Annotated in this window: 30 protein-coding genes and 1 riboswitch; of the genes, 22 read left to right on the top strand and 8 right to left on the bottom strand. The window is 40.1% G+C overall.

What is annotated here, in order from left to right:
* Positions 1-39 precede the first annotated feature (39 nt).
* Both ABOA58_RS22485 and ABOA58_RS22480 read left to right on the top strand, forming a co-directional pair.
* Positions 40-426 carry an iron chaperone gene (locus tag ABOA58_RS22485; protein ID WP_350300094.1) on the top strand — a complete coding sequence of 129 codons (387 nt, stop codon included), beginning with the start codon at positions 40-42 and terminating at the stop codon, positions 424-426.
* Between the two features lie 80 nt (positions 427-506).
* Positions 507-998, top strand: coding sequence for a PTS sugar transporter subunit IIA (locus tag ABOA58_RS22480; protein ID WP_350300093.1), 492 nt, complete (start codon positions 507-509; stop codon positions 996-998).
* A gap of 123 nt (positions 999-1,121) precedes the next feature.
* On the opposite strand, the gene ABOA58_RS22475 is transcribed toward ABOA58_RS22480, so the two are convergent.
* Positions 1,122-1,700 carry a hypothetical protein gene (locus tag ABOA58_RS22475; RefSeq protein ID WP_350300092.1) on the bottom strand — a complete coding sequence of 193 codons (579 nt, stop codon included), beginning with the start codon at positions 1,698-1,700 and terminating at the stop codon, positions 1,122-1,124.
* A gap of 138 nt (positions 1,701-1,838) precedes the next feature.
* Here ABOA58_RS22475 and ABOA58_RS22470 point away from each other — a divergent pair, with 138 nt between their 5' ends.
* The 3 genes from ABOA58_RS22470 (at position 1,839) to ABOA58_RS22460 (ending at position 3,904) form a co-directional block, all read left to right on the top strand.
* Positions 1,839-2,114, top strand: coding sequence for a hypothetical protein (locus ABOA58_RS22470; RefSeq protein WP_350300091.1), 276 nt, complete (start codon positions 1,839-1,841; stop codon positions 2,112-2,114).
* Positions 2,115-2,313: 199 nt separating this feature from the next.
* Entirely contained in the window at positions 2,314-2,730 is a 417-nt protein-coding gene (locus tag ABOA58_RS22465; protein ID WP_350300090.1) for a VOC family protein, read from the top strand.
* Between the two features lie 157 nt (positions 2,731-2,887).
* Entirely contained in the window at positions 2,888-3,904 is a 1,017-nt protein-coding gene (locus ABOA58_RS22460) for a LacI family DNA-binding transcriptional regulator (protein WP_350300089.1), read from the top strand.
* A gap of 54 nt (positions 3,905-3,958) precedes the next feature.
* Here ABOA58_RS22460 and ABOA58_RS22455 read toward each other — a convergent pair whose 3' ends face one another.
* Complete coding sequence (locus ABOA58_RS22455; protein ID WP_350300088.1) at positions 3,959-4,474, bottom strand: GNAT family N-acetyltransferase; 516 nt, start codon at positions 4,472-4,474, stop codon at positions 3,959-3,961.
* Between the two features lie 160 nt (positions 4,475-4,634).
* Between ABOA58_RS22455 and ABOA58_RS22450 the strand changes: the two genes are divergently transcribed.
* The 10 genes from ABOA58_RS22450 to ABOA58_RS22405 all read left to right on the top strand — a co-directional run bounded on the left by ABOA58_RS22450 (position 4,635) and on the right by ABOA58_RS22405 (position 13,408).
* Complete coding sequence (locus ABOA58_RS22450; protein ID WP_350300087.1) at positions 4,635-5,078, top strand: ATP-dependent metallopeptidase FtsH/Yme1/Tma family protein; 444 nt, start codon at positions 4,635-4,637, stop codon at positions 5,076-5,078.
* Between the two features lie 175 nt (positions 5,079-5,253).
* Complete coding sequence (locus ABOA58_RS22445) at positions 5,254-6,117, top strand: amidohydrolase family protein (protein ID WP_350300086.1); 864 nt, start codon at positions 5,254-5,256, stop codon at positions 6,115-6,117.
* Positions 6,098-6,427 (top strand): UxaA family hydrolase, encoded by a 330-nt coding sequence (locus ABOA58_RS22440; protein ID WP_350300085.1) that lies wholly within the window; start codon positions 6,098-6,100, stop codon positions 6,425-6,427. The genes ABOA58_RS22445 and ABOA58_RS22440 overlap by 20 nt, the downstream gene beginning before the upstream one ends.
* Positions 6,424-7,587: a UxaA family hydrolase gene (locus tag ABOA58_RS22435; RefSeq protein ID WP_350300084.1), complete on the top strand. Its 1,164-nt coding sequence runs from the start codon at positions 6,424-6,426 to the stop codon at positions 7,585-7,587. Before ABOA58_RS22440 ends, ABOA58_RS22435 begins: the two co-directional genes overlap by 4 nt.
* A gap of 30 nt (positions 7,588-7,617) precedes the next feature.
* Positions 7,618-8,433 (top strand): SDR family NAD(P)-dependent oxidoreductase, encoded by an 816-nt coding sequence (locus ABOA58_RS22430; protein ID WP_350300083.1) that lies wholly within the window; start codon positions 7,618-7,620, stop codon positions 8,431-8,433.
* Complete coding sequence (locus ABOA58_RS22425) at positions 8,430-9,203, top strand: SDR family NAD(P)-dependent oxidoreductase (RefSeq protein WP_350300082.1); 774 nt, start codon at positions 8,430-8,432, stop codon at positions 9,201-9,203. The genes ABOA58_RS22430 and ABOA58_RS22425 overlap by 4 nt, the downstream gene beginning before the upstream one ends.
* A gap of 15 nt (positions 9,204-9,218) precedes the next feature.
* Complete coding sequence (locus ABOA58_RS22420; RefSeq protein WP_350300081.1) at positions 9,219-10,133, top strand: fumarylacetoacetate hydrolase family protein; 915 nt, start codon at positions 9,219-9,221, stop codon at positions 10,131-10,133.
* The gene (locus tag ABOA58_RS22415) at positions 10,126-10,551 is read left to right on the top strand and encodes an RbsD/FucU family protein (RefSeq protein WP_350300080.1); all 426 of its coding nucleotides are present in this window, start codon (positions 10,126-10,128) and stop codon (positions 10,549-10,551) included. Before ABOA58_RS22420 ends, ABOA58_RS22415 begins: the two co-directional genes overlap by 8 nt.
* Positions 10,552-10,573: 22 nt before the next feature.
* A complete protein-coding gene (locus ABOA58_RS22410) occupies positions 10,574-11,914 on the top strand; it encodes a sugar porter family MFS transporter (RefSeq protein ID WP_350300079.1) in 1,341 nt (446 codons plus the stop codon).
* A gap of 109 nt (positions 11,915-12,023) precedes the next feature.
* Positions 12,024-12,102, top strand: a riboswitch (ZMP/ZTP riboswitch).
* Positions 12,103-12,208: 106 nt separating this feature from the next.
* A complete protein-coding gene (locus tag ABOA58_RS22405) occupies positions 12,209-13,408 on the top strand; it encodes a phosphoglycerate dehydrogenase (RefSeq protein WP_350300078.1) in 1,200 nt (399 codons plus the stop codon).
* 135 nt (positions 13,409-13,543) lie between these two features.
* Here the strand turns inward: ABOA58_RS22405 and ABOA58_RS22400 are convergent, their stop codons facing one another.
* From ABOA58_RS22400 to ABOA58_RS22380, 5 genes are all read right to left on the bottom strand, one after another.
* On the bottom strand, positions 13,544-13,711 hold the full coding sequence (locus tag ABOA58_RS22400; protein WP_170971670.1) for a hypothetical protein: 168 nt from the start codon (positions 13,709-13,711) through the stop codon (positions 13,544-13,546).
* Positions 13,708-13,869, bottom strand: a complete 162-nt coding sequence (locus ABOA58_RS22395; RefSeq protein ID WP_350300077.1) for a hypothetical protein — start codon at positions 13,867-13,869, stop codon at positions 13,708-13,710. The genes ABOA58_RS22400 and ABOA58_RS22395 overlap by 4 nt, the downstream gene beginning before the upstream one ends.
* Positions 13,870-14,256: 387 nt before the next feature.
* On the bottom strand, positions 14,257-14,724 hold the full coding sequence (locus ABOA58_RS22390; RefSeq protein ID WP_350300076.1) for a hypothetical protein: 468 nt from the start codon (positions 14,722-14,724) through the stop codon (positions 14,257-14,259).
* A gap of 192 nt (positions 14,725-14,916) precedes the next feature.
* Positions 14,917-15,387 (bottom strand): FixH family protein, encoded by a 471-nt coding sequence (locus tag ABOA58_RS22385; protein ID WP_350300075.1) that lies wholly within the window; start codon positions 15,385-15,387, stop codon positions 14,917-14,919.
* A gap of 27 nt (positions 15,388-15,414) precedes the next feature.
* Positions 15,415-16,758, bottom strand: a complete 1,344-nt coding sequence (locus ABOA58_RS22380) for a PepSY-associated TM helix domain-containing protein (RefSeq protein ID WP_350300074.1) — start codon at positions 16,756-16,758, stop codon at positions 15,415-15,417.
* Between the two features lie 201 nt (positions 16,759-16,959).
* Here ABOA58_RS22380 and ABOA58_RS22375 point away from each other — a divergent pair, with 201 nt between their 5' ends.
* The 5 genes from ABOA58_RS22375 to ABOA58_RS22355 all read left to right on the top strand — a co-directional run bounded on the left by ABOA58_RS22375 (position 16,960) and on the right by ABOA58_RS22355 (position 20,288).
* A complete protein-coding gene (locus ABOA58_RS22375; protein ID WP_350300073.1) occupies positions 16,960-17,091 on the top strand; it encodes a hypothetical protein in 132 nt (43 codons plus the stop codon).
* 48 nt (positions 17,092-17,139) lie between these two features.
* Positions 17,140-18,201 carry a M4 family metallopeptidase gene (locus ABOA58_RS22370; RefSeq protein ID WP_350300072.1) on the top strand — a complete coding sequence of 354 codons (1,062 nt, stop codon included), beginning with the start codon at positions 17,140-17,142 and terminating at the stop codon, positions 18,199-18,201.
* A 32-nt stretch (positions 18,202-18,233) separates the two neighbouring features.
* Positions 18,234-18,551 (top strand): protealysin inhibitor emfourin, encoded by a 318-nt coding sequence (locus ABOA58_RS22365; protein WP_350300071.1) that lies wholly within the window; start codon positions 18,234-18,236, stop codon positions 18,549-18,551.
* A gap of 745 nt (positions 18,552-19,296) precedes the next feature.
* On the top strand, positions 19,297-19,851 hold the full coding sequence (locus ABOA58_RS22360) for a competence protein ComK (RefSeq protein ID WP_350300070.1): 555 nt from the start codon (positions 19,297-19,299) through the stop codon (positions 19,849-19,851).
* A 167-nt stretch (positions 19,852-20,018) separates the two neighbouring features.
* A complete protein-coding gene (locus tag ABOA58_RS22355) occupies positions 20,019-20,288 on the top strand; it encodes an excalibur calcium-binding domain-containing protein (protein WP_098370146.1) in 270 nt (89 codons plus the stop codon).
* Positions 20,289-20,488: 200 nt separating this feature from the next.
* On the opposite strand, the gene ABOA58_RS22350 is transcribed toward ABOA58_RS22355, so the two are convergent.
* Positions 20,489-20,749 (bottom strand): hypothetical protein, encoded by a 261-nt coding sequence (locus ABOA58_RS22350; RefSeq protein WP_350300069.1) that lies wholly within the window; start codon positions 20,747-20,749, stop codon positions 20,489-20,491.
* Positions 20,750-21,200: 451 nt separating this feature from the next.
* Here ABOA58_RS22350 and ABOA58_RS22345 point away from each other — a divergent pair, with 451 nt between their 5' ends.
* Both ABOA58_RS22345 and ABOA58_RS22340 read left to right on the top strand, forming a co-directional pair.
* The gene (locus ABOA58_RS22345) at positions 21,201-22,514 is read left to right on the top strand and encodes an Nramp family divalent metal transporter (RefSeq protein WP_350300068.1); all 1,314 of its coding nucleotides are present in this window, start codon (positions 21,201-21,203) and stop codon (positions 22,512-22,514) included.
* 95 nt (positions 22,515-22,609) lie between these two features.
* Positions 22,610-23,587, top strand: a complete 978-nt coding sequence (locus ABOA58_RS22340) for a 2-hydroxyacid dehydrogenase (protein ID WP_350302944.1) — start codon at positions 22,610-22,612, stop codon at positions 23,585-23,587.
* The last annotated feature ends 188 nt before the right edge of the window (positions 23,588-23,775 follow it).

Below are 23,775 nucleotides of genomic sequence, written 5' to 3'. Positions count from 1 at the left end.
ATAAGAGTATTGTAGTTTGGATTTAAGAAGGGAGAAAAGATGGAGGGAACCAATACATTCCATTCAATTGATGAATACATTATACAATTTCCCGAAGAAGTTCAGGAGATATTAAAAACGTTAAGAAAAGTCATAAAGGATGCAGCACCGGATGCAGAAGAAAAGATAAGCTATCAAATGCCTACCTTTGTTTTATATGGAAATCTGGTACATTTCGCTGCCTATAAAAAACATATAGGATTCTATCCAGCTCCAAGCGCGATCTCTGCGTTCGAATCTGCTTTATCTGAATATAAATGTTCAAAAGGGGCCGTTCAGTTTCCACTAAACAAGCCAATTCCTTATGAATTAATAACCGAGATGGTTATATTTAGAGTGGAACAGAATAAAAAGAAAGCAGAAGGGAAATTGAAAAAGAAAAAATAACAAAAAATATTATCGGAATTCACCGAATATTTAACGATTAATTGTGAGATTCAAGACTGAAAGAGAAAGGTGGAAATATTATGTTCAAAAAATTATTCAGTAAAAAAGAGATTGTGGAGCAACTGCTTGCTCCTATAAATGGACAAGTAATAAGTATTGAAAATGTTCGAGATCCGGTGTTTTCCGGTAAAATGATGGGGGACGGAATAGCAATTCTTCCTGAGGAAGGGTTGGTCGTATCTCCAATCGATGCAGAAGTGATCCAGGTTTTTCATACTAAACATGCTCTAGGCCTCCGCACGAAGCATGGCATAGAATTGTTGATTCATATTGGATTGGAAACAGTTAACCTTAATGGTGAGGGATTTGAAGTCCATGTTGCAGAAGGGCAAAATGTAAAAGCAGGAGATAAGCTTGTTACATTTGATATCGATTTTCTGAAAGCCAAAGCTCCAAGCATCGTAACTCCGATTGTTATCACGAATGGCGAGCTGGTTGAAAAACTGGAAAAAACAAATAGTACCCAAGCAAAAATTAACGAAACACAGATTATGAGTTTTTATTTGAAATAAAAGAAAAGGTACCATTTAGACTTCGTGCCTTCTAGTACATGAAAAACAGTCCTTGCTGGCGAATGCCGGCAAGGACTGTTTTTCTATATCTAACAAGACTTCAACTTCACTCAGGACAGTGAGCTATTCCAATTGCACATGCCCTAAATCACTATTAAAAGATTTAAGATCATTAATTAACTGGTTAATATTTTGGCTTGGACCGCTATCATATAGAGCATTTCTAAATCTTAAAAACTTGGTTCCCTTTTCTATTAAACTATTCAATAGCACATTTTCAGGGAATCTTAGTGTGGATTTCTTAGGAATATCATTCCATTCTTTGCTTGCAAAACCATGGTGCCATGTAAATAATATAGCAGGATTCTTTTCTATTAACCTGTTCATTTGCCAACCCATAGAGCGTTCAGAAAAGCCGCAGTTGCCAATACCAGTATTTAAACAATCATACATTGCCTGTAAAATTGAAAGCCAAATACCATCAATATCATCCCAATCATAAAAGCCCGAGAGAAATTGATTTTGATAAGATATAATGACTGTGCCGTATAAGGAAGTTCCTTTTGAAGTAAATAGCTGTTGATTTCCCAGTTGCTTAGCGCTTGAGTGATGGATTGGGATAAAATCCCCGTTAGCTAATACATGTTTATCAACTATTGCATCATAACCATTTTTTGATATATATGTTTGAATGGTAACCATCTATGAACCACCTATCCCATAGAGTAATGTTGTTTCCCATCTATTTTTTGAACTTGTGCTGCATTTGCAAAACGAGGATTGCTCTTACTTGCATAATAGGTGGTGCTTCGAGCGTTTGCTTAGCTATCGGAGGATGAAATGATTGGGATGAATCCTGGTAAAACAACTGAAATCAAAACCAAAACCAGTAAAGAAAATTTTCCGGATACTTCATGTTTTAATACTAATTTTCATATGCATACCTCCTTAAAAGTAATTAATTTTAGTAAAACATGGAATTATATATTTTTTATTTCAAAAAAGACAAAATGTGTTTTAGTTTTGAAACCATCCGGTATACGAATTTCAATTTTTATGCGCCATCCAATGTTGAAACAGCAAGGGGAGAGGCATATACTTCTTGAAATTTCTTAAGGTAAACTCCCAGGTTGTTTTAAAATTGAATCAGCCTGTTTAATATTTGAAATACTTTAAGTAGGTGAATTATGAATGTTCCCCGTGACTAAGGTTGTATCTGTTCAATGTGAATGCAATCACTACTGCAAGCAGGATAATCGAAAAATGCAGCGAATAGTAGGTGAGTGAACAAATAAATCAAGCGAGGGTGAATTGGATGGGAGTTCAAGCAGAAAAGATCTTTGTAAACTTGCCTGTTAAAGATTTGGATGCCTCAGTAGAATTTTTCACAAAGGTCGGCTTTGAGTTTAACGAGCAAATGACCAATGAAAATGCGACATGCATGGTTATCAGCGAGTCCATATATGTCATGTTATTGGTGGAAGATTACTTTAAAACGTTTACCAAGAAGGAGATCCCGGATTCTGCAGCGAGTACCGAAGCCATCGTTGCCCTGTCCGTTAAAAGCAAGGAAGAAGTCGATGCAGTCGTGAATAGGGCACTGGATGCTGGCGGAAAGCCTTTTAACGAAGCCATTGATCATGGTTTCATGTATGGTTGGAGTTTTCTGGATATCGACGGACATTCTTGGGAAGTATTTTACATGGACGAAAGCGGATTTAACCAAAATTAAACCAAAAGCAAGGCACAATCCTTCACGAAGGACTGTGTCTTTTTTTGAAGTTCAGTGCCGTATCCGGGTCAACATGATCTTCCAAGTGCTAAAGTATAAAATAACCATTTATACTTATGATACAATATAAGGGATAATGTAAAGGCGGGTACAAAAAGTGACGACAATTTACGATATTGCGAAAAAAGCGAATGTATCAACGATGACTGTATCGAGAGTTATTAATAATAAAGGAAATATAAGTGAAAAGACAAGGGAAAAAGTTGAAGCGGTCATTAAAGAGCTGAACTATATACCGAATTCCGCTGCCCAAAGTTTGAATATTAAAAGAACGAAGCTGCTTTCATTAATCATAACTGATATCACCAACCCTTTTTTCACCCAAGTAGCGAGAGGGGCCGCAGATAAGGCCAATCAAATGGGATATCAGCTCATTTTATGTAATACCGATGAGGATTACGAAAAAGAGAGTGAATATATCGATGCATTGATTTCAAAACGGGTGGATGGCGTCATTATTGCACCAACAGGCGATCAATCGACTAAAAATTTGAAGAAATTAATTAAAAACAGGATTCCATTTACATTGATAGATAGGCAAATTCAAGATGTTTCATGTGATCGGGTGCTTGGTGATAACTATGAAGGAACGAAAAAGCTTCTTCAGCATCTCATCGATTTTGGACACGAACGAATCGCGATGGTTCATGGTCCGCTAACGATTTCCACTTCGAAAGAGCGTTATCAGGCGTATATTGAAACGCTGAAAATAAATGATTTGAACATCGATCAGTCTTTCGTAATAGAGACTCATTACAAACAGGAAAAGCAATGGAACGGTATTGACGGATTAATGAATGTTCCGCCCTCTGAGCGTCCAACAGCAATTTTTGCCGCCAATAATTTCATTGCCATCAAAATTATAAAAAGTTTACGAGAAAAACAGATTAAAGTACCTGAAGACATTGCTGTCGTTTGCTTTGACGACTTAGAATTATTCTCGGACTTCGATCCCTTTTTAACCGTATCTTCACAGCCCGCTTACGACTTCGGATATTTAGGAACACAATTAGTGATCGAGCGAGTGGATGAAGTCGGTCCTGCCGACTATCGGACGATCAATTTAAAGCCTGAATTGGTAATCAGGAAATCATCTGGAGCTCCTATAAAATAATAGGAGCTTTTTTGTTTTGCCAAAGAAAAAGTGGCTAATTAAGTGGCATGTCGCTCATAACAATACTGGGCTAATATCCTTCCACACATAAACCAATAGATTCATTTCAGCACCAGCCATTTTGATTTTTTCGGTTTTAAGCAAGTCAGCACCAAATGCCTCATAGAAGTATCGAGATTTATTGTCTTCAAGCACCTCCACAAAAATAGTCTTAAATCCCAGTGCCTCGAATTTTAAAAATAACTCTTTGATGAGTTTCTTTCCTATCCCCATTTTTTGAAAATTTTCGAGGATATAGATAGCAGTTAAATCACCCGAATTCTCGACTTGGTTTTTTTCCCTTTTCCCGCCATCTATAAATCCAACTATTTTTCCCTCGCTATTTTCTGCGACATAAACATATTTTCCATCGCTAGTTATATTCTTAATCCATAGGTCTTTCCTTTTCTCATAAGAAAGTTTATCTAAAAAATCACTCGGAATTATATTCTTATAAGTAGTTCGCCAGCAATCCACATGGACTATTGCTATCCCTTCCGCATCTGAAACCGTTGCCTCTCTTATTAACATAGTGGTTCCTCCTTTTTTAAGGTTGCTATACTTCCTATTTTTTACTGATATTATCCATTTTGCAAGTTACTGGCTTTTAACAATGAAAGTTTTGTTGTTAATATTTAACTTTATATGATACTCTTGCCTATAGTTTGTTTAATGTAGGAGAAGGTATGAGATGAAGCAGATTTTCCGTAGTAAAACATTTTATTTAATAATCTTCTTTGTTACCTTGGGGATTGTGCTAGTTTTTAATAATGACAATGAACCGACTGAATTAACTGAAGAAGATTTTTTTACAACTTTAGAGGATGGAAAAGTGACATTTTTAGAGTTGAAGCCCCAAAAAAGTGTTTTTGAAATAAGCGGTCGGCTGATAGGGTATGAAAAGGATCAATACTTTATCGCGTCTGTCCCAAATAGTGAAATTTCGCTAGATAGAATCAATAATGCTGCCGAGGAACATGATATAGAAAAAATTGAGGTTACGCCAGAAGACGTAGAGACAAGTGGATGGGTCACTCTTATTACAACGACCATTCCGTTCATGATCATTTTCATCCTGATTTTTGTTAGTTTTCTATTTCTATTTGTCATGAAAAGAATGAAACATTCTAAATGATTAAAAACTCGCCGTTCCAATTGGGAATGGCGAGTTTTCTTATTAACAAGAGTTGAAAATGGTAATTCCATTTTAGATAGTTTAAGAGATTTCGTTTAATTTATTGACAATTTAAAATATTGCTGTTATTTTAATGTTACCGGTAACATATAGATAACAAGAGGGGGTCGGCCTGATGATTGATGCACATCAGCATTTTTGGAGAATTGACCGAGGTGATTACTCTTGGCTTACAAATGATATGGGAGTCCTTTATCGGGATTATCTTCCCGACGATTTATCGCCCTTAATACATAAGAATGATATTTCGGGTACCGTCCTTGTGCAAGCGGCTCCAACCTATGAAGAGACTTTATTTCTATTATCCTTGTATGACCGCCATGACTGGATATATGGTGTGGTGGGCTGGCTTGACTTATCTGCTCCATCATTCCCGGAGCAATTGGATTCTTTAATGACACGACCGGGAATTGTTGGTTTACGCCCTATGTTGCAGGATCTGGAAGACAGTGCTTGGATTTTACAGGAACAAGTGGTGGAGAATTTGAAACAGCTTATTCGATATGATCTTCCACTGGATTTGTTGATTAATCATAAACATTTTTCATCTGTTTTAACATTGATGAAAACGCTTCCTAACCTAAAGGCCGTCATCGACCATATGGCTAAACCGAATATATCAGCAGGGGGATTAAACAAATGGCAAGAAGAAATGAATACTTTGTCACAGTTTCCGAACATTTGGTGCAAACTGTCGGGTTTATTGACCCAAGCTGATCCTGCAATGTGGAAGGTGGAAGACTTTAAGCCATACATACAACATATTGTTCGGGCATTCGGGCCGGACCGTTTACTTTTCGGCAGCGATTGGCCTGTATGTTTATCAGCTGGGGGCTATGAAGACGCAGTGAGGGTCATTAAAGGGAATTTACCGGAAACTTTAACACAAGCTGAAGTGGATGGGATATTTTCTGGAAATGCTGAAGCCTTTTACAAACTAAAAGAAAGGGGAGAGCGAAATGGGCCAGTTAGCTTATGAACAGGACGTTACAAGCATCGTCATGTCTGATCAGGATAATGTAGCTACTTCATTGAAAGATGTAAAAGAAGGGGAAACATTACTCTATGTCATCAATGGTCAAAAAATGGAAGTGGAAGCAAAGCGTTCGATTCCTTTTGGGCATAAAATCGCAATCAAACCGATTCAGCGATCGGCGACGGTCATCAAATATGGAGAAGTAATCGGTGCAGCCACGATGGATATCGAGCCTGGTGAACATGTCCACATACATAATATTGAGGGAATCAGAGGAAGAGGAGATAAGGCGGAAGGGGAGCAAACACAATGAGCATGATAAAAGGGTATCGCCGTTCAAATGGCAAATTTGGAATCCGTAATCATCTATTGATCATCCCTACCGTCATTTGTGCCAATCATGTGGCCAACAGAATCCAGCAAGCTGTACCGGAATCAGTGGCCATTCCGCATCAGCATGGATGCAGCCAGATTGGTGATGACAAAGAACGTACACATAAACTTCTTGGCGGAATGGGGAAAAACCCGAACGTTGGTGCGGTTCTGTTAATTAGCTTGGGCTGTGAGGTGATTGATGCCAAGGTATTGAAACAGGAAATTGAAGAAGAAACGGGAAAGCCTGTGGAGTGGCTTGATATCCAAGATGCAGGTGGGACGATAAACGCGATTAAGAAGGGGACTGAAGTGGCGAAGGGTCTATTTCTGGAACTCGAAAAAGTGCCGCAAGTGGATGCCCCCATTTCAGAATTGATAGTAGGTGTGAAATGCGGCGGTTCAGATGCTACATCCGGTCTGTGCAGCAATCCCGCTTTAGGGAAAACGGCTGATCAGCTCTTGAAACAGGGCGGAACGATCGTAATGGGCGAAACCACGGAAATCATCGGAGCTGAACATATTGTCGCCCAAAAAGCAGTGAGCGAAGAAGTGGCCAAGAAACTATATGCATATGTTGATAGATTCGAAAAAGAAGTGGAACGCATCGGGGCAGATATGCGTGGCGGAAACCCGAGCCCGGGCAATATTGAGGGCGGGCTCTCGACCATCGAGGAAAAATCGCTTGGCTGCATCAGTAAAGCAGGTACGGCCCCATTGAATGATGTCTTATCATTTGCAGAAGAAATCCCGGGTAATGGCTATTACTTCATGGATTCCCCGGGGAATGATATCGAGTGTGTTTCAGGCATGGCGGCCGCCGGTGTGCATATCGTCTGCTTTACGACAGGAAGAGGGACACCAACAGGGAACCCGATTATCCCGGTCATCAAAATAACGGGAAATGAACATACGGCAATCAAGATGATCGATAACATCGATATTGATACAAGTCCTGTCATGAAAGGGAAAGAAACGACGGAGGAAGCGGGAAATCGCATTTTTGAAACGATTGCTAAAACAGCACAAGGTGAATTGACAAAGGCGGAAATTCTGGGACATCAGGAATTCAGCATCAGCCGGATCAGCATCAGCCTTTAGAAACAGATAGGAAAAGGGAGGAGAATTCATATGGGTAAATTGAATAATCGAACAGCACTTGTCACAGGAGGCAGCCGGGGAATCGGTGCAGCGATTGTCATGAGATTGGCTGAAGAAGGTGCCAATGTGGCTATCAATTATACATCGCCAGGTTCATTTGAAAAAGCGAAGGCTTTAAAAGAAAAAGTAGAATCCGAGTTTCATATCCAAGCGATCGTCGTAAAAGCGAACGTTGGGGTGAAGGAAGATGTCGATGCCATGATCGATGAAGTGGAGAAAGAGCTGGGAACGGTGGATATTTTAGTGAATAATGCTGGTATTGCCCCGTTTGAGCCTTTTTTGAGCCTTTCGGAAGAGACATGGGATGATACGTACCGGACCAATGTGAAATCGATCTTTTTGACGACGCAAAGAGCGGCGAAGCGAATGATTGAAAATAAATATGGCAAGATCATCAATATTACATCAACGGCTAGCGTCCTTGTCACGAGTCCTGTCATTCCCCACTATATTTCATCGAAGGCAGCTGCCTCGCATTTAACGAAGGCGTTGGCGATTGAGCTAGGCAAATACAATATCAATGTGAATGCTGTCGGCCCAAGCACCGTTGCGACGGATATGTGTGAGGAATATTTGGAGGATCCGCAAATTCTCGCAAAAGAGATTGAAGCCAATCCGATGAAGAGACTTGGGACCGAAAAGCAAATTGGTGATTCCGTCGTATTTTTGGCATCCGATGAAGCCATGCAAATCAACGGGCATCTGTTAATGGTGGATGGCGGTTTAACGGTGAAAGCGGCGCAGCCTGAAGACCATATGAATCATGAACAGGAGGTAACGTCATGAGACTGCAAAATAAAATCGCTGTCATCACTGGCGGGGGAAGCGGGATAGGTAAGGAATCAGCCCGTTTATTCGCTAAAGAAGGTGCATTTGTCGTCATTACCGATATTCATGCAGTAAATGGGCAGGGCACCGTTTCTGAAATAGAGGAAGCTGGCGGGAAAGCGGCGTTTTATGAGGTGGATGTAACGAATCCGGAAGCGGTTCAATCCGCAATCTCCCAGATAATCGAAACCTATAAGAGAATAGACATATTATTCAACAATGCCGGAATCTCAAACGTAGGCAGGGTGGACGAAGTGGAACCGGATGTGTGGGACCGCATCATGAGCGTGAATGTGAAGGGGGTTTATCTGCCTTCTAAATATACGATTCCTTATATGATGGAACAAAAGAGCGGGGTCGTTATCAATATGTCATCATGTGCAGCGGAAATGGGTCTCGTGAAACGTGCCGCATACTCTGCAACGAAAGGCGCTGTACTGGCTTTAACGAAAGCGATGCAAGTGGATTATGCACCTTATAATATTCGGGTGAACGCTTTATTGCCGGGTACTATCTTGACACCGTTCGTCGAAAATTACTTGAAAACTTCATATGACGATCCTGAGGTTGCCATCGGCACGATCAAGAAAAGACAATTGAGCGGCGATTTGGGCAGACCTGGTGATGTAGCAAAAGCGGCACTGTTCTTAGCTTCGGATGAGTCTGCGTTCATGATGGGATCGCCTCTATATATTGATGGCGGGGTTGTTTTCGGGAAAAATGCATAAAAGGGGGAAGAAACGTTGAAATTGGCTACTTTTATTAAAGATGAACAGCAGAAACTTGCCGTTCAAATTGAGGATCAGTTAATAGATATCGAAGAAACGGCTAATAGGAATGAATGGAACCAAATCGTGTTGGATGTGATGCAAGTGATAAACTTCAGCCAATCCGAACGGGACGAATTTGAAACTAAGGTCCATGAAGCTGTCAGAGAAGGAATGGCTGCCGTAATTGAAGAGAAAGGGCTCACATTCGGTCCCAGTGTAACAAAGCCGCATAAAATCATTTGTGTTGGGTTGAATTACAAAAGACATGCAGATGAAACCAATGCACCTTATCCTGAAGTGCCAATCTTATTTAACAAGTTTGATAATACATTAACGGGTCACGGATGTGAGATTGCCATACCAAGTGTAACGAATGAACTGGACTATGAAGTGGAACTTGGGATCGTGATCGGCAAAAAGACAAAAAACGTCTCCGAAGAAGCAGCACTCTCCCATGTGTTCGGGTATTGTACGGTCAACGATTTGTCGGCAAGAGATCTGCAAATGAGGACGCCGCAATGGCTGCTTGGGAAAACCTGTGATGATTTCAGTCCTGTTGGTCCTTACCTGGTAACAGCGGACGAAGTGGGGAATCCAAACGACCTGCAATTGAAAACGTATGTTAATGAAGAAATAAGACAGAATTCCAATACATCAGATATGATCTTTTCATGTGCGGAAATCATCAGTTATATTTCCAAGCATATGACATTGGAACCGGGCGATCTTATATTGACAGGTACACCTGAAGGAGTCGTATTGGGCTTACCGGCCGAACAGCGTGTTTATATTCAGCCAGGGGATGTGGTCACCGTTGAAATCGAAAAACTGGGATCACTCACGAACACATTCGTGGCTGAAAGCGAAGAGGCTTTGACGAATGCTTAAAGGAATTCCGCCAATACTTTCTCCTGAATTGATGAAGATCATGATGGAGATGGGGCACGGTGATGAAATCGTACTTGCAGACGGGAATTATCCGGCTGCAAGTCATTCAAGCCGGATCATCGACGGTCATGGACATGGCGTGGCCGACTTCCTGCAAGCGATATTGGCATTCTTTCCACTCGATACGTATGTGACACATCCCGTCATATTGATGAATCCTGTGGAAGGCGATGAAAAAAGCCCTGTAATCTGGAAGAGTTATGAAGATATAATGAAAAAAACGAACGATATTCCTATCAAGATCGGAAAACTGGAACGAATGGACTTTTACGAACGAAGTAAAGCGGCCTATGCCATTATCGCAACTAGTGAACGAGCACAGTATGCGAATCTCATATTGAAAAAAGGTGTACTTTAATTTACTAAAAGGAGTGATTGATTTGCAAAAGATTCCGAATATTATGTATGTTTATGCGATTTTTGGCGGGTTGGCCGGTCTATTATATGGTTTCGATTCCGGTGCCATTTCTCCAGCGATTCCATTCATCACCGAAGAGTTTGGACTAAGCCCGTCAGGTCAAGGATTGATAGTAAGTTTCCTGCTATTAGGGGCATTGCCTGCTATAGTCCTTTCCACTTCACTATCTAAGGTGCTTGGAAGGAAATCACTCCTGATTGGAGCGGGCATCACATTCATCGTCGGGTCGATTGGTTGTGCCTTCGCTACAAATGTAAGCGTTTTAATTGCATCACGGTTCATCCTGGGAATCGGCTGCGGAATAGCCAATATGTGTTCACTTATTTATTTGGTGGAATTGGCTCCTCCTAAAATCAGGGGATTGATCGGCGCTTTATATCAACTAAGTGTAAACGTCGGGATTTTGAGTGCTTACATAGTGGGGGCTTCCTTCTCCGCTAGCGGATCTTGGAGAATCATGCTCGGAATCGGGATCATTCCAGCAGCAATCTTCACATTTGGAATGCTTATCTCACCGGAAAGCCCACGGTGGCTCATGGCTGCAGGAAAGGAAGACCGTGCAAGGAAGGTCTTGATGAAACTAAGGGGAACGAAGCAAGAAGTGGAAGCTGAAATAAGTGATATCAATCATTCCCTTAAACAGCAAAGCGTAGGATTCAAACATTTAGTCCACCAATATAAAAAAATATTGAATATGAATTTCATCTTAACATTCTTCCAAGTCTTCACGGGAATCAATGCCGTTGTATACTTTGCCCCGATCATTTTCGACGGGGTTGAAATCAACGGATGGAGCGGTTCCAATATAGCAAACTTCGGAATCGGGACGGCCTTGGTCGTTTCCACTGCCATCTCGTTATTCATCGTTGATAAACTAGGCAGAAAAACGCTGCTAATCTACAGTATTGGCGGTCAGGTCCTGCCACTGATCGGATTGGCACTATTTTCGGATTATACAATCTTCAGTATGGTTTGTGTGTTCTTATATGTCTTCGCATTCGGAATCGGCCTTGGCCCTGTCTTCTGGCTATTCATACCGGAAGTGCTGCCATTGCAGGCAAGAGCGATCGGAATGGGAGTCATCACCTTTTTACAATACACATTGAACTTCCTTTTTTCATACACGTTCCCTCCACTGTTAAGTGTCATTGGCAATAACGTCTTTCTCATCTATGCGGTCTTATCAGTGGTAGCTTGCGTATTCATACACTATAAAACTCCTGAAACAAAAGGGAAATCATTGGAGGAAATTGAAGAATACTGGCGTGAACAAGATTTGGCAAAGGCGATTAAACCTGCTTGAATCCGGCATTCGCAGTCGTGGTGAGTTGTGACTTCTGCAAAAAAAGGGATAAACATATAATTTGATATTGAAGATTGCAGAATAGTTTGATAGAATGAAATAAATGAAAAAGACTATGTGCAACTGGCGAAACACGGATAACCGTGAGGGAACACATAGTGTCGTAGCCGTTCGCCTGGGCAGAGGTAAGGGATTTTATCCCTTGCCTCTTTCTGTATATTAACAGATAGTGAAGGTTTAAAGTCAGTATTTTGAAATTTCAAAACTATCATATTCAAAAGAGGAGCAAACAAAATGAGCACAATTCTTTTAGAAAAAGTGAAAACGATCAAGGCGTTAAATAATATTGCCGAAAGCGGACTGAATGTATTCAACAAAGGGGATTTTACGGTTGATAATGACAGTGAAAACCCTGATGCAATCGTTCTTCGCAGCTTTAACATGCATACTATGGAATTCGGCGATCAGCTAAAGGCAATTGCAAGGGCAGGGGCTGGAGTCAATAATATTCCGGTCGACAAATGTACCGAGCAAGGAATTGTCGTTTTCAATACACCTGGTGCTAACGCAAACGCTGTAAAAGAAATGGTGCTGACGACATTAATGGCTTCATCTCGTAACCTTTTTGCAGGTGTGGCTTGGACAAAGACACTGGAAGGCGAAGGAGAACATATTCCAAAGCTTGTTGAAGCAGGAAAGAAACAATTCGTTGGTAAAGAAATCAAGGGAAAAACTCTTGGCGTAATCGGTTTAGGAGCGATCGGTGCACTTGTAGCGAATGATGCGCTTGATTTGGATATGGATGTCATTGGTTTTGACCCGTTCATCTCTGTTGATACAGCTTGGAATTTGTCACGCAATGTACAGCGCGCCATGACGATTGAAGAATTGTTTGCAGAATCTGATTATATTACAGTACACGTTCCATTAACTGACGACACAAGAGGAATGTTCAACCAAGAAACATTCAGCATCATGAAGCCGGGCGTACATATCTTGAATTTCTCACGCGGCGAGCTAGTGAATGAAAATGATATGCAAGCTGCACTTGAAAGCGGAAAAGTAGGCAAGTTCATTACTGACTTCCCGAATGAAAACGTGTTGAAAATGAAAAATGTCGTTCCAATTCCGCATCTAGGTGCCTCTACGCTAGAGTCAGAGGAAAACTGTGCGATCATGGCAGCTCGTCAGTTGAAGAGCTTTTTAGAAACAGGGAACATCAAGAACTCTGTGAATTTCCCAAACACTTCCCTTCCTTATACAGGAAACCGTCGTGTGGCAACTTTCCACGAAAACGTTCCGAACATGGTTGGGCAAATCACGCTGGCTGTATCAAGCTTTAATCTGAATATCGCTGACATGGTTAACAGAAGCCGTGGGGGATATGCCTATACGATCATCGACATTGACGGTGAAGTAAACGGAGATATCATTCCTGGATTGGAAGAAAAAATCAAACAAATCGAAGGCATCGTTACAACTCGTATTATCTAATTGGAACCGGAAGAAAGATGATTAATAGTGAAAGCCTCAATTCCTTAAGGGAATTGAGGCTTTTTTAGGCATTGTTTATGAAAGTTGTACAAAAAAAGCCACTTATTGTGGTAATCATATTAAACTAAAAATCTGTCAGGGTTTCACCTCCGTTTTTTCTTCATAATGTACAAACAACATCAAGTAGAGTGCGAATAGAAGGTGCAAATAAAGTGGAATATCCTTATCGTTTTGAATGGCAACAAATACGTAAATTCCATATAGCAAAATAGGAATGGTTAAAAGGATTCTGAGCTTAGTCATATGCCATCCTCCCATTTATCCTCAAATATTAATACATCAAGCATTTGAGCCACTTGAAAATCCTTTTCTGCTATTGCATTTATTAAACTTGTACAATTATTTTCCCTAAGAACATCTGCTAATAATTGTAAATCCATTGTCATTATTGCTGGTTTCATTGTTTCATCCTCCTAATTAACCAAATATTCTGTCACTTCTGTTAATACAATAGTATGAAGTACAGAGAAAATCCTGTCAATCTATATTCCATCTGTACTCATTTTAAGTTAATGGATTCATAATTTATCTACCAAAATAACTATCTCATATACATATCTACTTAGTGAGATAGGCAAAACGGTACCCAACAGGGGAAGCATTGCGATTAGCTGAACGCCAGGGAGCAACTTGCTGCGAACCTGAATCAATGGAGTCGCTGGTGTGCCTCCTTGCTTCCGTTCACTTCAGCGCATCTAAGTAAAAGAATCGCCCCTAATCCAGAGACGATTCCCTATCTTTCTTAAACACCCTTTCTACAAAAAAGGATTACCCTATATTGTTCTTCCTCAAAAATTCTGATGCTGATGAAGGATATTCGATGTTAAAAAAGCTCCAACAGGAGGCAATTGCCCGGTATACGCATTACCGCTAACTGGAAATTGATTTTGAGCTATATCAGTAGTGGCAATCCATGATCCAGACTCACCTGCTTGCAGAGAGGGAGGCTTCATAAGAAAACGTCCTTGAAGAATGAAATGTCGAATTCTACTCTGTTGATCATCAATTATGGTCAAGTTGCCAGAGAAAGTGGCATAAGGTGAATCAAATGCGATTTGTTTGGTGCTTTCATTCCAAAATCCATTAATCGGAATGGGTCTGCCACGAAAATTAACCGTACCAACCACCCTATTATCTATAATGGAATTAATGGTAAGTGTGCCCCAAATAATCGTCCTGCCAGCTATTGAAGAGTGGATACCCCATACAGATGGGTATGGAAAGCTAACTGAAGCAGTTCCCTGTGAAGTTACCAATGCTATGCCCTCCCTTAAAGATCATGTACTGAGGATGCTTCCTTGTTTAAAGGAACAATCCAGTATATGCAGCACGAGCGGAATAATTTAATAAACAAAGGTGAAGTACTGTAAATGCATTCTCTCAGATTCATAAAAATATCCATAAAATTATCCGGTCTTCAATTGAAAACCGGACTTTAAATAAATATTTTAATGATGATGTTCATGACTTTCTTCTTGTTTTTGGATTCCTTTTTGCAAGAACTTCAATTCACTTTCAGACAGTTTTCCTACGATAAACTGTTTTTGAGGCATAATGATTGAACCACCGTTACTAGCATGTATTTTTATATAGTATAGGCCATCACTATCAAAGTTTTTACTTAGAGAATAAGTACCGTTTCCCTCTTCCTCAGCCTGTTCCATACTATATTTGAGCGAGCCATCTTGTTTCCATATCTCAAAATGAACAAAATCTGCGTTTTCAACCATTTTACCACCTTGAGTAAGAACAGCCTTTATGGTCTCCTGTGTTTTAGCTGAAAAGGATGCTGGTATAATTATTTCAGCTTCAAGCGGTGTTTCTTTTTTGTATAGATCAGTGACATCCTTTTCAAGTGAACAAGCACTTAGGAATGTGCTGAAAATAAAGATTAATGAAATACATATAGTTTTTTTCACTGCAAAAGCCACCCTTTACATTTCGAATTATGCATTCAAAAACTTTTTGACTGCAGATATTCTGTTAATGATTAACCAGTCAATTAGCCAAACAACAATAAGGGACAAACCAACCAAAGGAAACAAAATTCCTAGACCTATTAACAGAAATAGAAAGGATTTCATGTTCTTTATAGGAGGAGCTTTTGGTGCACCTAATCCTTTTTTCGGCTTTCGCTTCCACCATAAATAAAAACCACTAAATGCAACGAGCATGATTCCTAAACAAATAAAAAGGCTGAATATTTGATTAATCAAATCAAATTGAGTCCCTTTATGCAAGGTAATTCCCCAAGCAACTATTTTTCCTATTAAACCGTAATGATCATAACGATAATCAGCTAGAACTGCACCGGAATATTGGTCAATATGAATGGTCGCTTCTTCTTGTGCTCTTGGTGGAAAAGCTGACAATGTATATACGCCATCTTTTTCTTGTGGAATATTTATGCTATAACTTGGGTGCATCCCCTCACGATTCGCTATCGTAACTACATCATCTATGGACAGTGGGATAAAACCTTGAATATCTGAGAGAGGTACATCTAAATTTTCTGCTGCCCCAGGAACATCTGCAATGTCTTTTGTCTTGATTGAGGATGTTGGAGCATTTCCTGTCCATATGGAAGGAGGGTACCCAGATCCAGAATTGGTAGTTAACGATTGAAAATTACTTCCCCAAAAACCTGACCAAGGCAATCCTGTCATGATTAAAAATAACATGCCCGCAGTTATCCAAAAGGCAGGTACTGCATGTAAATCTCTTCTGAAAGTATTCTTTCCTTTATTTAGTCTTGGAAAAAGAACACCTGAAAGGCTTTGCTTCTTTTTTGGATACCATAAATAAAAACCAGAGACAATTAACACAACTGCCCAACACGCAGCTAACTCTACAATTCTATCTCCTAAGGTGCCAGCCATCAGTTCACCATGAATTTCCTCTATTTTATCCATGATTCTGTCTTCATCATTTAACTCTCCAATAGATTTACCTGTATACGGGTCCATGAAAATCGTAAGAGACTCATTATTAGAAGTGATGCTTACTTCGCTCGAACGAGAGGCACTTTCTCCGGGATGATACTTTGTCACCACTGCATCAGGGTAAAGTTCCTTCACACTCTCAATCTGCTGGGATGCCGGTAATTTATCTCCTTGCGGTGTAACCCCTTGGTAGTCTTGGTAAAGCAAGTGTTCAATCTGCGGCTTAAATAAATAGATTGAGCCAGTAACTGCCAGAATAATAAGTAAGGGTGCAAAAATGATTCCAGCGTAAAAATGCCATCTCCATACTGTTCTATACAGAGAGGTGTTTGGTTGTTTAGTTTCCATTTATACAGGACCTCCGAGTCGTACTATTAAATTCACTATATAGATGATAAAAGAAAATTGTGAGAAAAATATGAAATTCATTTAAAAAAAGGAAGTTTGTATTTGTTAAAGAGTAATTAAGTCATATTGACTAAGAAGAACAACTGTAACTAAGGAGTGAACTTCCTGAGAAAGGGTTAGCAAGAAGTGGAGCAGGAAGGAATGGAGGGAAATGAGGTAGTTGCGGCGAAAGTAGTCTATAGAAATGTGTTGAAGATAGGAAGAGCAGCAAATGTGAACGGATCAGATAAACAGCTAATGAGCATGAAGAACGTGTTAAGAGAAGCGGTTTGAAAAACCAAATGATAATAGATCGTAAAAAAACATGGAGGAGTGACGCATATGCATAAAAAAGGTTGTTCCAAATTGAAGTGTCAGTGTTTCATCGTACCTAACTATATTCTTGAGAATTTGGCACAAAATGAAGTGGAAGAAGCACGGATCAGTTTAGCGAAAAGCCGTCAAATGCGCAGGCGCAGAATATTGAAAGAATACGATATTGACGGTGTTGTCGCACTAACGGATGCAGGATCTGGACGTCAAGGTGAGTCTGCCCGCCATGTTTACGATTGCAAGGGAGGAACGAAACTCCGGGAGAATAAGGCTAGGAAAGAAGGAGACCGATCAAGTGCAGATCCTATTGTTAATGCTGCATATGATTATAGCGGAGTTGTGCGTGATTATTTCAAGGATGTTTTGCACCGTAATTCAATTGATAACCAAGGTCTTGATCTCATTCTGAACGTTCATTATGGCAATAAATTCACGAATGCTTATTGGGACGGAGATGAAATGGTATTTGGTGACGGCGATGGGGTCATCTTTAGCAATTTTGCCAATTCACTCGATGTAATTGGACATGAATTGACACATGGGGTTACGCAGTTCACAAGTGGATTGGAGTATGAAGGTCAGTCCGGGGCATTGAACGAACATCTTTCAGATGTGTTTGGAATTGCCATAAAACAATTTCACTTAAAGCAAACAGCAGGAGATGCCGATTGGCTAATCGGTGCTGATATAATGGGACCGACACTGAAAGGGCAGGCACTCCGTTCGATGAAAGCACCAGGTACGGCATTTGACAATAAGTTAATGGGTAAAGATATTCAGCCTGATCATATGAAGAACTTCTATAAGGGAGAACGCGATAATCATGGTGTCCATATCAATAGCGGCATACCAAACAAAGCCTTTTATCTAGTATCGATGGAAATTGGAACGGACAAAGCGGCCTTGATCTGGTTCAATGCGATGCAGAATTTATTTGCGACGGCGAATTTCAATCAATTTGTGCAAATCGTCATCAAGGCAGCGCAAAAACTTGTTGATAGCGGCGATGTTACGAAAACAGCCATCAAGACAATTGAAAATGCTTTTAAAGCGGTTGGACTGCCTGAGTAGAAATATTCCATGAATAGGAGGCTTCATCTACCATGCATATCAAATTTAGCTGCATAGGGGGATTTGCCAACCTCGACTTGAATTTTCAGATAGATACAGAGAAATTGCCGAAAGAGAAAAATGAGGAATTGCAGAACTTAATGAAGACAGCTGACTTACCTAATGCTAGCCAAAGTAAAATGGCTGGAGCTAAAGCGCAAGGGTTCGACGCGTTTTCATACCAGCTGGATATAGCCGATGAAAAGAAGAAGCAGTCTTACTCATTTACTGACATAACAGCTCCAGAGGAAGTAAGACCCTTATTGGATTATTTACGGAATTTAGCAATTGAAATAAAAATGGCAGAATAACCAAGAAAAAAGTCTATCATCACGATAGACTTGAGTTTGTAGACAAAAGGGTTTTTATCTAAATTTCAAAACAGAGTTGATTGGAACGGAAGGTGCGAGACTCCTGCGGGAAAAGCGCGTCAAGGGGAGACCCCACAGGCGCAAAAGCTCCGAGGAGGCTCCCGGACCGCCCGCGGAAAGCGAGTGCCTGGAGTGGAAATCGACGTTCCAGGTTTTATAAACCTAAATAAAAATTGAGACTAACTTGTTCTACATTGAGTTTGTCTACAGTCTGAAGTCTATCATCACGATAGACTTTTTTTGTTGTCTTGAAATTTCACAAAAATGTCATTTTATTTCACTTTTATATGAATTTTGACTGTTTGTTCTCTAATTGGACACATATTAACAAGAATATAGCAATTTAGAACAGCAGATTTTAAAAGGAAATTCGAAAGTATAGACCTTTGATGGGATTTTGTAAAGAGTCAGCCAATCAAACAGGAGATGCAGTCAAAAAAGGGAATGAATTTTGAAAGAGGGAAAATTAGATGGATTTTACAAAAAAATCATAAAATAGGATAATAGTCGCATGGAGGTGAATGACATATCAAGAAAGGAAAGTGACGATAGACGGAAATAAAAACCCCTAGGTGAGTACGTCCTGGAAGACATCACCTAAGGGCTTGGGAGCAGGAGTATACCTGCCTCTATATCCAGTATACTCCAAAAAAAATGAATAGGGAAATGGGGAGTGAATGGAAGGATGATACGAAAAAACTATTTATTGAATAAGGAAACGGTGGGATTGTTGGAGTGTTATGATTCCAATGGTGTGGAGATGTCCACGGTAGTGGAGGGAGAAAGCACATTCCATGTTGCCCAACCGCGCCAGGAAATCCTGAATAACACGTTAAACTACTTTGGGTTGGATCTGGATGGCGGACTTGCAGCAGCCAAATCCGTGCTTGGTGGAAAATACAGGCTGCCAGTCTGCATAAACGCCCAGCAGGGAATGGTCTGGTTCTCCTCCCGCTCATTCCGGAAAAGAAGAGGAGTCTGGTTTTCCTACATCCACATTCGTGACTTAGAGGAAATGAACGAAAAAGAAACGCTGGTCCACACAAGCTATGGACATTGCCTTCCTGTATCATTAAGCAAAAATCAGCTCGCCTTCAAAAGGGACCAAGCATCCTATCTGCATACGACCTTCCATGAACGCTCAATGGGCAAAAAGACCTTTTATTACGAACCGGGAAGCGGAATCACCTTTTGCAAAGAACCCGGGGAGATCCATTACAGGGTGAAAGGTAAGGAATAAGTTGAGAGGAAGACCGCCGAAATGGCGGTCTTTTTCTTAGGATTAGATAAAGTGAGAGCGGGTTTTATTATAGTAAACTCTAACTATATAAATATAGTTATTGTAAAAAATGAACTGATACATTATGATTAGTAAATAGTTAATATTTAGGAAAGGGAGTACATATTTTGAAAAGATTATTTGCTATTTTACTATCTTTTGGACTAGTATTGGGTCTCTCGTTTGGCGCGAATGATGTTGCCGGTGCCAAAACAAAGGTGAAGACGTATAAAAACTGTACAGCATTGAATAAAGACTACAAAGGAGGCGTAGCTCGTACATCTTCCGTTAAAAATAAAGGAGGAAAAACGAAATACAAGCCTCACGTTTCAAAGGCGCTATATGATGCCAATAAAAAAAGCGATCGTGACAAAGACTTGATCGCTTGCGAAAAATAAGGATTATTCTGAGACCTTTTTAAAAGAAGGTCTCTTTAGTTTGTAGATAAAAGGTGTTCCGTCTGAATTATTAAACAAAGTTGATTGGAACGGAAGGTGAGAGACTCCTGCGAGTGCCTGGAGAGGAAAGTTCATTTTTGTACAAAACTAAAAAAACGGAAGCTAAAGCCGATACAGGTCTTTAGCTTTTTTCTCGTGGTTTATCTTTCAAACCGTCCAAAATGTGTATTTTCCCGATTTATAAGTGCATCCCCAAGATTGATTCTGCTCATAAGTCTTTCATGGTCCGAAGGAAAACGCTCTTTAACATTTGCAACACCCTCTGTTGTTGGGATATTACCATTAGGCATAGGACGTTCTTCTCTTTGAAACCCGGGGTTCAAACTATCATTATTAGTAGGGTCTCTACGTGCATCAAGGTTCCTGGCATTATTAAATGGATCATTGTTATCTTGTGGCATATATTTCACTCCTTCGCTTATATTATCCGCTGATGGCATTAATCTATTCGCACACTGTACTTATCCCTTATTTATACAGTGAAAATCCTGTTTTCCCCAATTTGTATCAACGCCGATTCTCTTGAATTGTCAACAAGTACGAGAGGTCAAAGGGTTTTTTATGCTTTTAAAAAAACTTCTAAATATTATGATTGACTTACATTTTAATTTGTCTTACAATTTCATTGTAAATAGTCGAAAGATTCAATCAAATGGAAGGAGAACTTTCTTAACGGCTAATTCACTTCAACATGAAGCATGACAACATACTGCGCGTTAACTTTATGTCAATTCCGGAAATGACGTAAAGTTCTGTCATAATTTCAATATCTGAATGTCTAGAGTTATCAAAGTATTATTGCTTTAGAAAAAATGAAAGCGAATACATACTCTTTGGAATGGAGTGAATAACTTGAAAAATCAATCAAATCTTGCTGAATCCACTGTGATTGCTCCGGAGGTCGTAAGTAAGAAAACAAATTTTTTCACGAAATTTAAAACATCCTATGGTCCGGGAATCCTTGCCGTGTTAACGTGGCTTGGAGCCGGTGATCTGGTGACGTCTTCTGTTGCCGGGGCGGATTATGGATATAGTTTAATGTGGATTTTAGCGCTGTCATTAATCCTTCGTTTTCTTATCGTTAATGTTATCGCCCGGTTCCAGCTTTGTAACACAGAGGGTTTAACCATACTGGAAGGCTATGGACGTATCCACCCATTTTTCGGTTACTTCATGTTTGGTTATGCATTAATCATGGGACATCTGTTTAATGCCTATATGATTAAGGGAGCGGGAGAGGTATTATCGACCCTATTCCAAGTCAATCAGCCATTCTTAGCTTCAATGGTAGTTGTAGGATTAGTTTTTATGCTTATTGGCAGGAATATTTATAATAGAATTGAAAGTGTAATGAAAGTGCTTTTGGCATTATTGACGATTGCATTCTTGTTCCTGGCCATTCAAGCTACACCGGATGTGGGGCAAATCATTAAAGGAACAGTTGGTTTTAGCATTCCAAGTGATACTGGCGTTCATGGAGCATTATTGGTGGCGATTTCAATTATCGGTGCAGTTGCAGGATCGATTTCGAACTTTGTTCATCCATATTTCATGAAGGAAAAGGGCTGGACGAAACCGAGTCATCTAAAGGTTCAAAGAAATGATTTACTGTTTGCCATCGGAGTTTGCATTGTAATCAACTTAGCCATTTGGGTGGTTGGCGCAGAAATTTTAAAACCGAATGGAATTCATGTCGAAACGATTGATGACTTGGCAATGGCATTACAAATGTCGTTAGGACAATTTGGCTGGTACATTTTCTATCTTGGTGTATTTGGCGTATTGTTTGCGAGTGTAGTAGGCAAGTCAACTGGTTTTCCTAGATTGATAGTAGATGCCTTTTACGTAATAAATAAGGATCGTCGCGAAAAGTACAATGGTAAATATGAAAAAGATCCAATGTATAAATGGGTTATGATTTTTGTATTGGTCACGCCAATCATTTGGTCCATTCCCGGCATGCCTGGTTTCATCGCATTGACAATTGGCGTAAATGCAATAAACATAATCGGTTTTCCGATTATCGCAATTGGCATGCTGGTGCTATCAAATAAAAAAAGCTTGATGGGAAAATATAAAAACAATTGGTTTGAAAATATTATTCTATCTTTAGCTTCCATTTTAGCGGTTTGGTCCGCAATTCAATTAGCTACAACCTTTTTTTAAATAATGGTAGATTATAGGTAGAGCGCAAAACATAAAGGCTATGTCGACATTTGATCCCGATAGGGTCCTACTTTATTGGAAGTGAGGTATCAATGATGAAACCAAAAGTAATCGTCTATAAGAAAGTGGATCAAAAAGTGTTGGATTATATTCAAGAGACTTGTGATGTCGTTTATTTTGAGGGTCTTGATTCACAAAACTATCCTGAATTTCTTCAGGAGCTGAAGAACGCACAAGGTATATTAGGTTCAGGATTAAAGGTGGATAAAGCTTTACTGGATCAAGCACCGCAATTAAAAATCGTCTGTAATTCATCGGTTGGATACGACAATTTGGATGTAACCGAGCTGACCAATCGCGGAATCATGGCTACGAACACTCCCGAGGTATTGAATGAGACAGTCGCAGATACGATTATGGGCTTGATGCTGTCCACAGCAAGAAGAATGCCAGAGATGGATCAAATGGTAAAGTCAGGGCAATGGACATCGAATATCGGAGAAAAATCGTTTGGGTTGGACGTCCATCATAAAGTATTAGGCATTATCGGAATGGGCGGAATCGGCTCTGCCGTTTCAAAAAGGGCCCGTTTTGGGTTCGATATGAACATCTTATATCACAACAGATCCAGAAATGAAGAAGCAGAACAAAAGTATGGAGCTACATACTGTTCTCTGGAAGATCTGTTAAAGCAATCTGATTTTGTCTGCTTGATGACACCGCTAACTCCTCAAACTGAAAAGAGGATGGGGGAAAAAGAATTCAAGCTCATGAAAGAGTCCGCGATCTTCATCAATTGTTCAAGAGGGAAAACAGTGGATGAAGAAGCCCTGATCGATGCGCTAAAAACCGGTGAAATTCACGCGGCAGGGCTGGATGTCTTTGTACAGGAGCCCGTCCAGGAAGACAACCCGCTGCTTTCCATGAAGAATGTCGTCACTTTGCCTCATATCGGTTCCGCAACATATGAAACCCGCAAGAAAATGGCGATGCTGGCCGCAACCAACCTTGTCGCCGGATTACAGGGAGAAACTCCACCTACCTTGATCAAAGCCGGGGTAAAGGTAAAGTGATCTTTTATAAATTAAGCTGGATAGCCTTATTTGGGGCTATCCAGCTTTTTAGTTTCGGATTATTCAGTATTTTACTCATCCTGCAGAACAAACAAGCCCTCTCTATAATGGAGGGCTTCGGCTGTAGATAATCTCGTTAATATTGATTTCCACTCCAGGCACTCGCTTTCCGCGGGTGGTCCGGGAGT

This window comes from Peribacillus frigoritolerans (assembly GCF_040250305.1).
Lineage (GTDB): Bacteria > Bacillota > Bacilli > Bacillales > DSM-1321 > Peribacillus.
Note: the sequence above shows the minus strand (reverse complement) of the source record. Positions and strands in the feature narration are given on the sequence as shown.

What these genes read in the sequence shown, in the direction of transcription:
- ABOA58_RS22485 (WP_350300094.1), top strand. Translation starts at nt 40, where the DNA reads ATGGAGGGAACCAATACATTCCATTCAATTGATGAATACATTATACAA.
- ABOA58_RS22480 (WP_350300093.1), top strand. Translation starts at nt 507, where the DNA reads ATGTTCAAAAAATTATTCAGTAAAAAAGAGATTGTGGAGCAACTGCTT.
- ABOA58_RS22475 (WP_350300092.1), bottom strand. Translation starts at nt 1,700, where the DNA reads ATGGTTACCATTCAAACATATATATCAAAAAATGGTTATGATGCAATA.
- ABOA58_RS22470 (WP_350300091.1), top strand. Translation starts at nt 1,839, where the DNA reads ATGATTGGGATGAATCCTGGTAAAACAACTGAAATCAAAACCAAAACC.
- ABOA58_RS22465 (WP_350300090.1), top strand. Translation starts at nt 2,314, where the DNA reads ATGGGAGTTCAAGCAGAAAAGATCTTTGTAAACTTGCCTGTTAAAGAT.
- ABOA58_RS22455 (WP_350300088.1), bottom strand. Translation starts at nt 4,474, where the DNA reads ATGTTAATAAGAGAGGCAACGGTTTCAGATGCGGAAGGGATAGCAATA.
- ABOA58_RS22450 (WP_350300087.1), top strand. Translation starts at nt 4,635, where the DNA reads ATGAAGCAGATTTTCCGTAGTAAAACATTTTATTTAATAATCTTCTTT.
- ABOA58_RS22445 (WP_350300086.1), top strand. Translation starts at nt 5,254, where the DNA reads ATGATTGATGCACATCAGCATTTTTGGAGAATTGACCGAGGTGATTAC.
- ABOA58_RS22440 (WP_350300085.1), top strand. Translation starts at nt 6,098, where the DNA reads ATGGGCCAGTTAGCTTATGAACAGGACGTTACAAGCATCGTCATGTCT.
- ABOA58_RS22435 (WP_350300084.1), top strand. Translation starts at nt 6,424, where the DNA reads ATGAGCATGATAAAAGGGTATCGCCGTTCAAATGGCAAATTTGGAATC.
- ABOA58_RS22430 (WP_350300083.1), top strand. Translation starts at nt 7,618, where the DNA reads ATGGGTAAATTGAATAATCGAACAGCACTTGTCACAGGAGGCAGCCGG.
- ABOA58_RS22425 (WP_350300082.1), top strand. Translation starts at nt 8,430, where the DNA reads ATGAGACTGCAAAATAAAATCGCTGTCATCACTGGCGGGGGAAGCGGG.
- ABOA58_RS22415 (WP_350300080.1), top strand. Translation starts at nt 10,126, where the DNA reads ATGCTTAAAGGAATTCCGCCAATACTTTCTCCTGAATTGATGAAGATC.
- ABOA58_RS22405 (WP_350300078.1), top strand. Translation starts at nt 12,209, where the DNA reads ATGAGCACAATTCTTTTAGAAAAAGTGAAAACGATCAAGGCGTTAAAT.
- ABOA58_RS22400 (WP_170971670.1), bottom strand. Translation starts at nt 13,711, where the DNA reads ATGACTAAGCTCAGAATCCTTTTAACCATTCCTATTTTGCTATATGGA.
- ABOA58_RS22395 (WP_350300077.1), bottom strand. Translation starts at nt 13,869, where the DNA reads ATGAAACCAGCAATAATGACAATGGATTTACAATTATTAGCAGATGTT.
- ABOA58_RS22380 (WP_350300074.1), bottom strand. Translation starts at nt 16,758, where the DNA reads ATGGAAACTAAACAACCAAACACCTCTCTGTATAGAACAGTATGGAGA.
- ABOA58_RS22375 (WP_350300073.1), top strand. Translation starts at nt 16,960, where the DNA reads ATGGAGGGAAATGAGGTAGTTGCGGCGAAAGTAGTCTATAGAAATGTG.
- ABOA58_RS22370 (WP_350300072.1), top strand. Translation starts at nt 17,140, where the DNA reads ATGCATAAAAAAGGTTGTTCCAAATTGAAGTGTCAGTGTTTCATCGTA.
- ABOA58_RS22365 (WP_350300071.1), top strand. Translation starts at nt 18,234, where the DNA reads ATGCATATCAAATTTAGCTGCATAGGGGGATTTGCCAACCTCGACTTG.
- ABOA58_RS22360 (WP_350300070.1), top strand. Translation starts at nt 19,297, where the DNA reads ATGATACGAAAAAACTATTTATTGAATAAGGAAACGGTGGGATTGTTG.
- ABOA58_RS22350 (WP_350300069.1), bottom strand. Translation starts at nt 20,749, where the DNA reads ATGCCACAAGATAACAATGATCCATTTAATAATGCCAGGAACCTTGAT.
- ABOA58_RS22340 (WP_350302944.1), top strand. Translation starts at nt 22,610, where the DNA reads ATGAAACCAAAAGTAATCGTCTATAAGAAAGTGGATCAAAAAGTGTTG.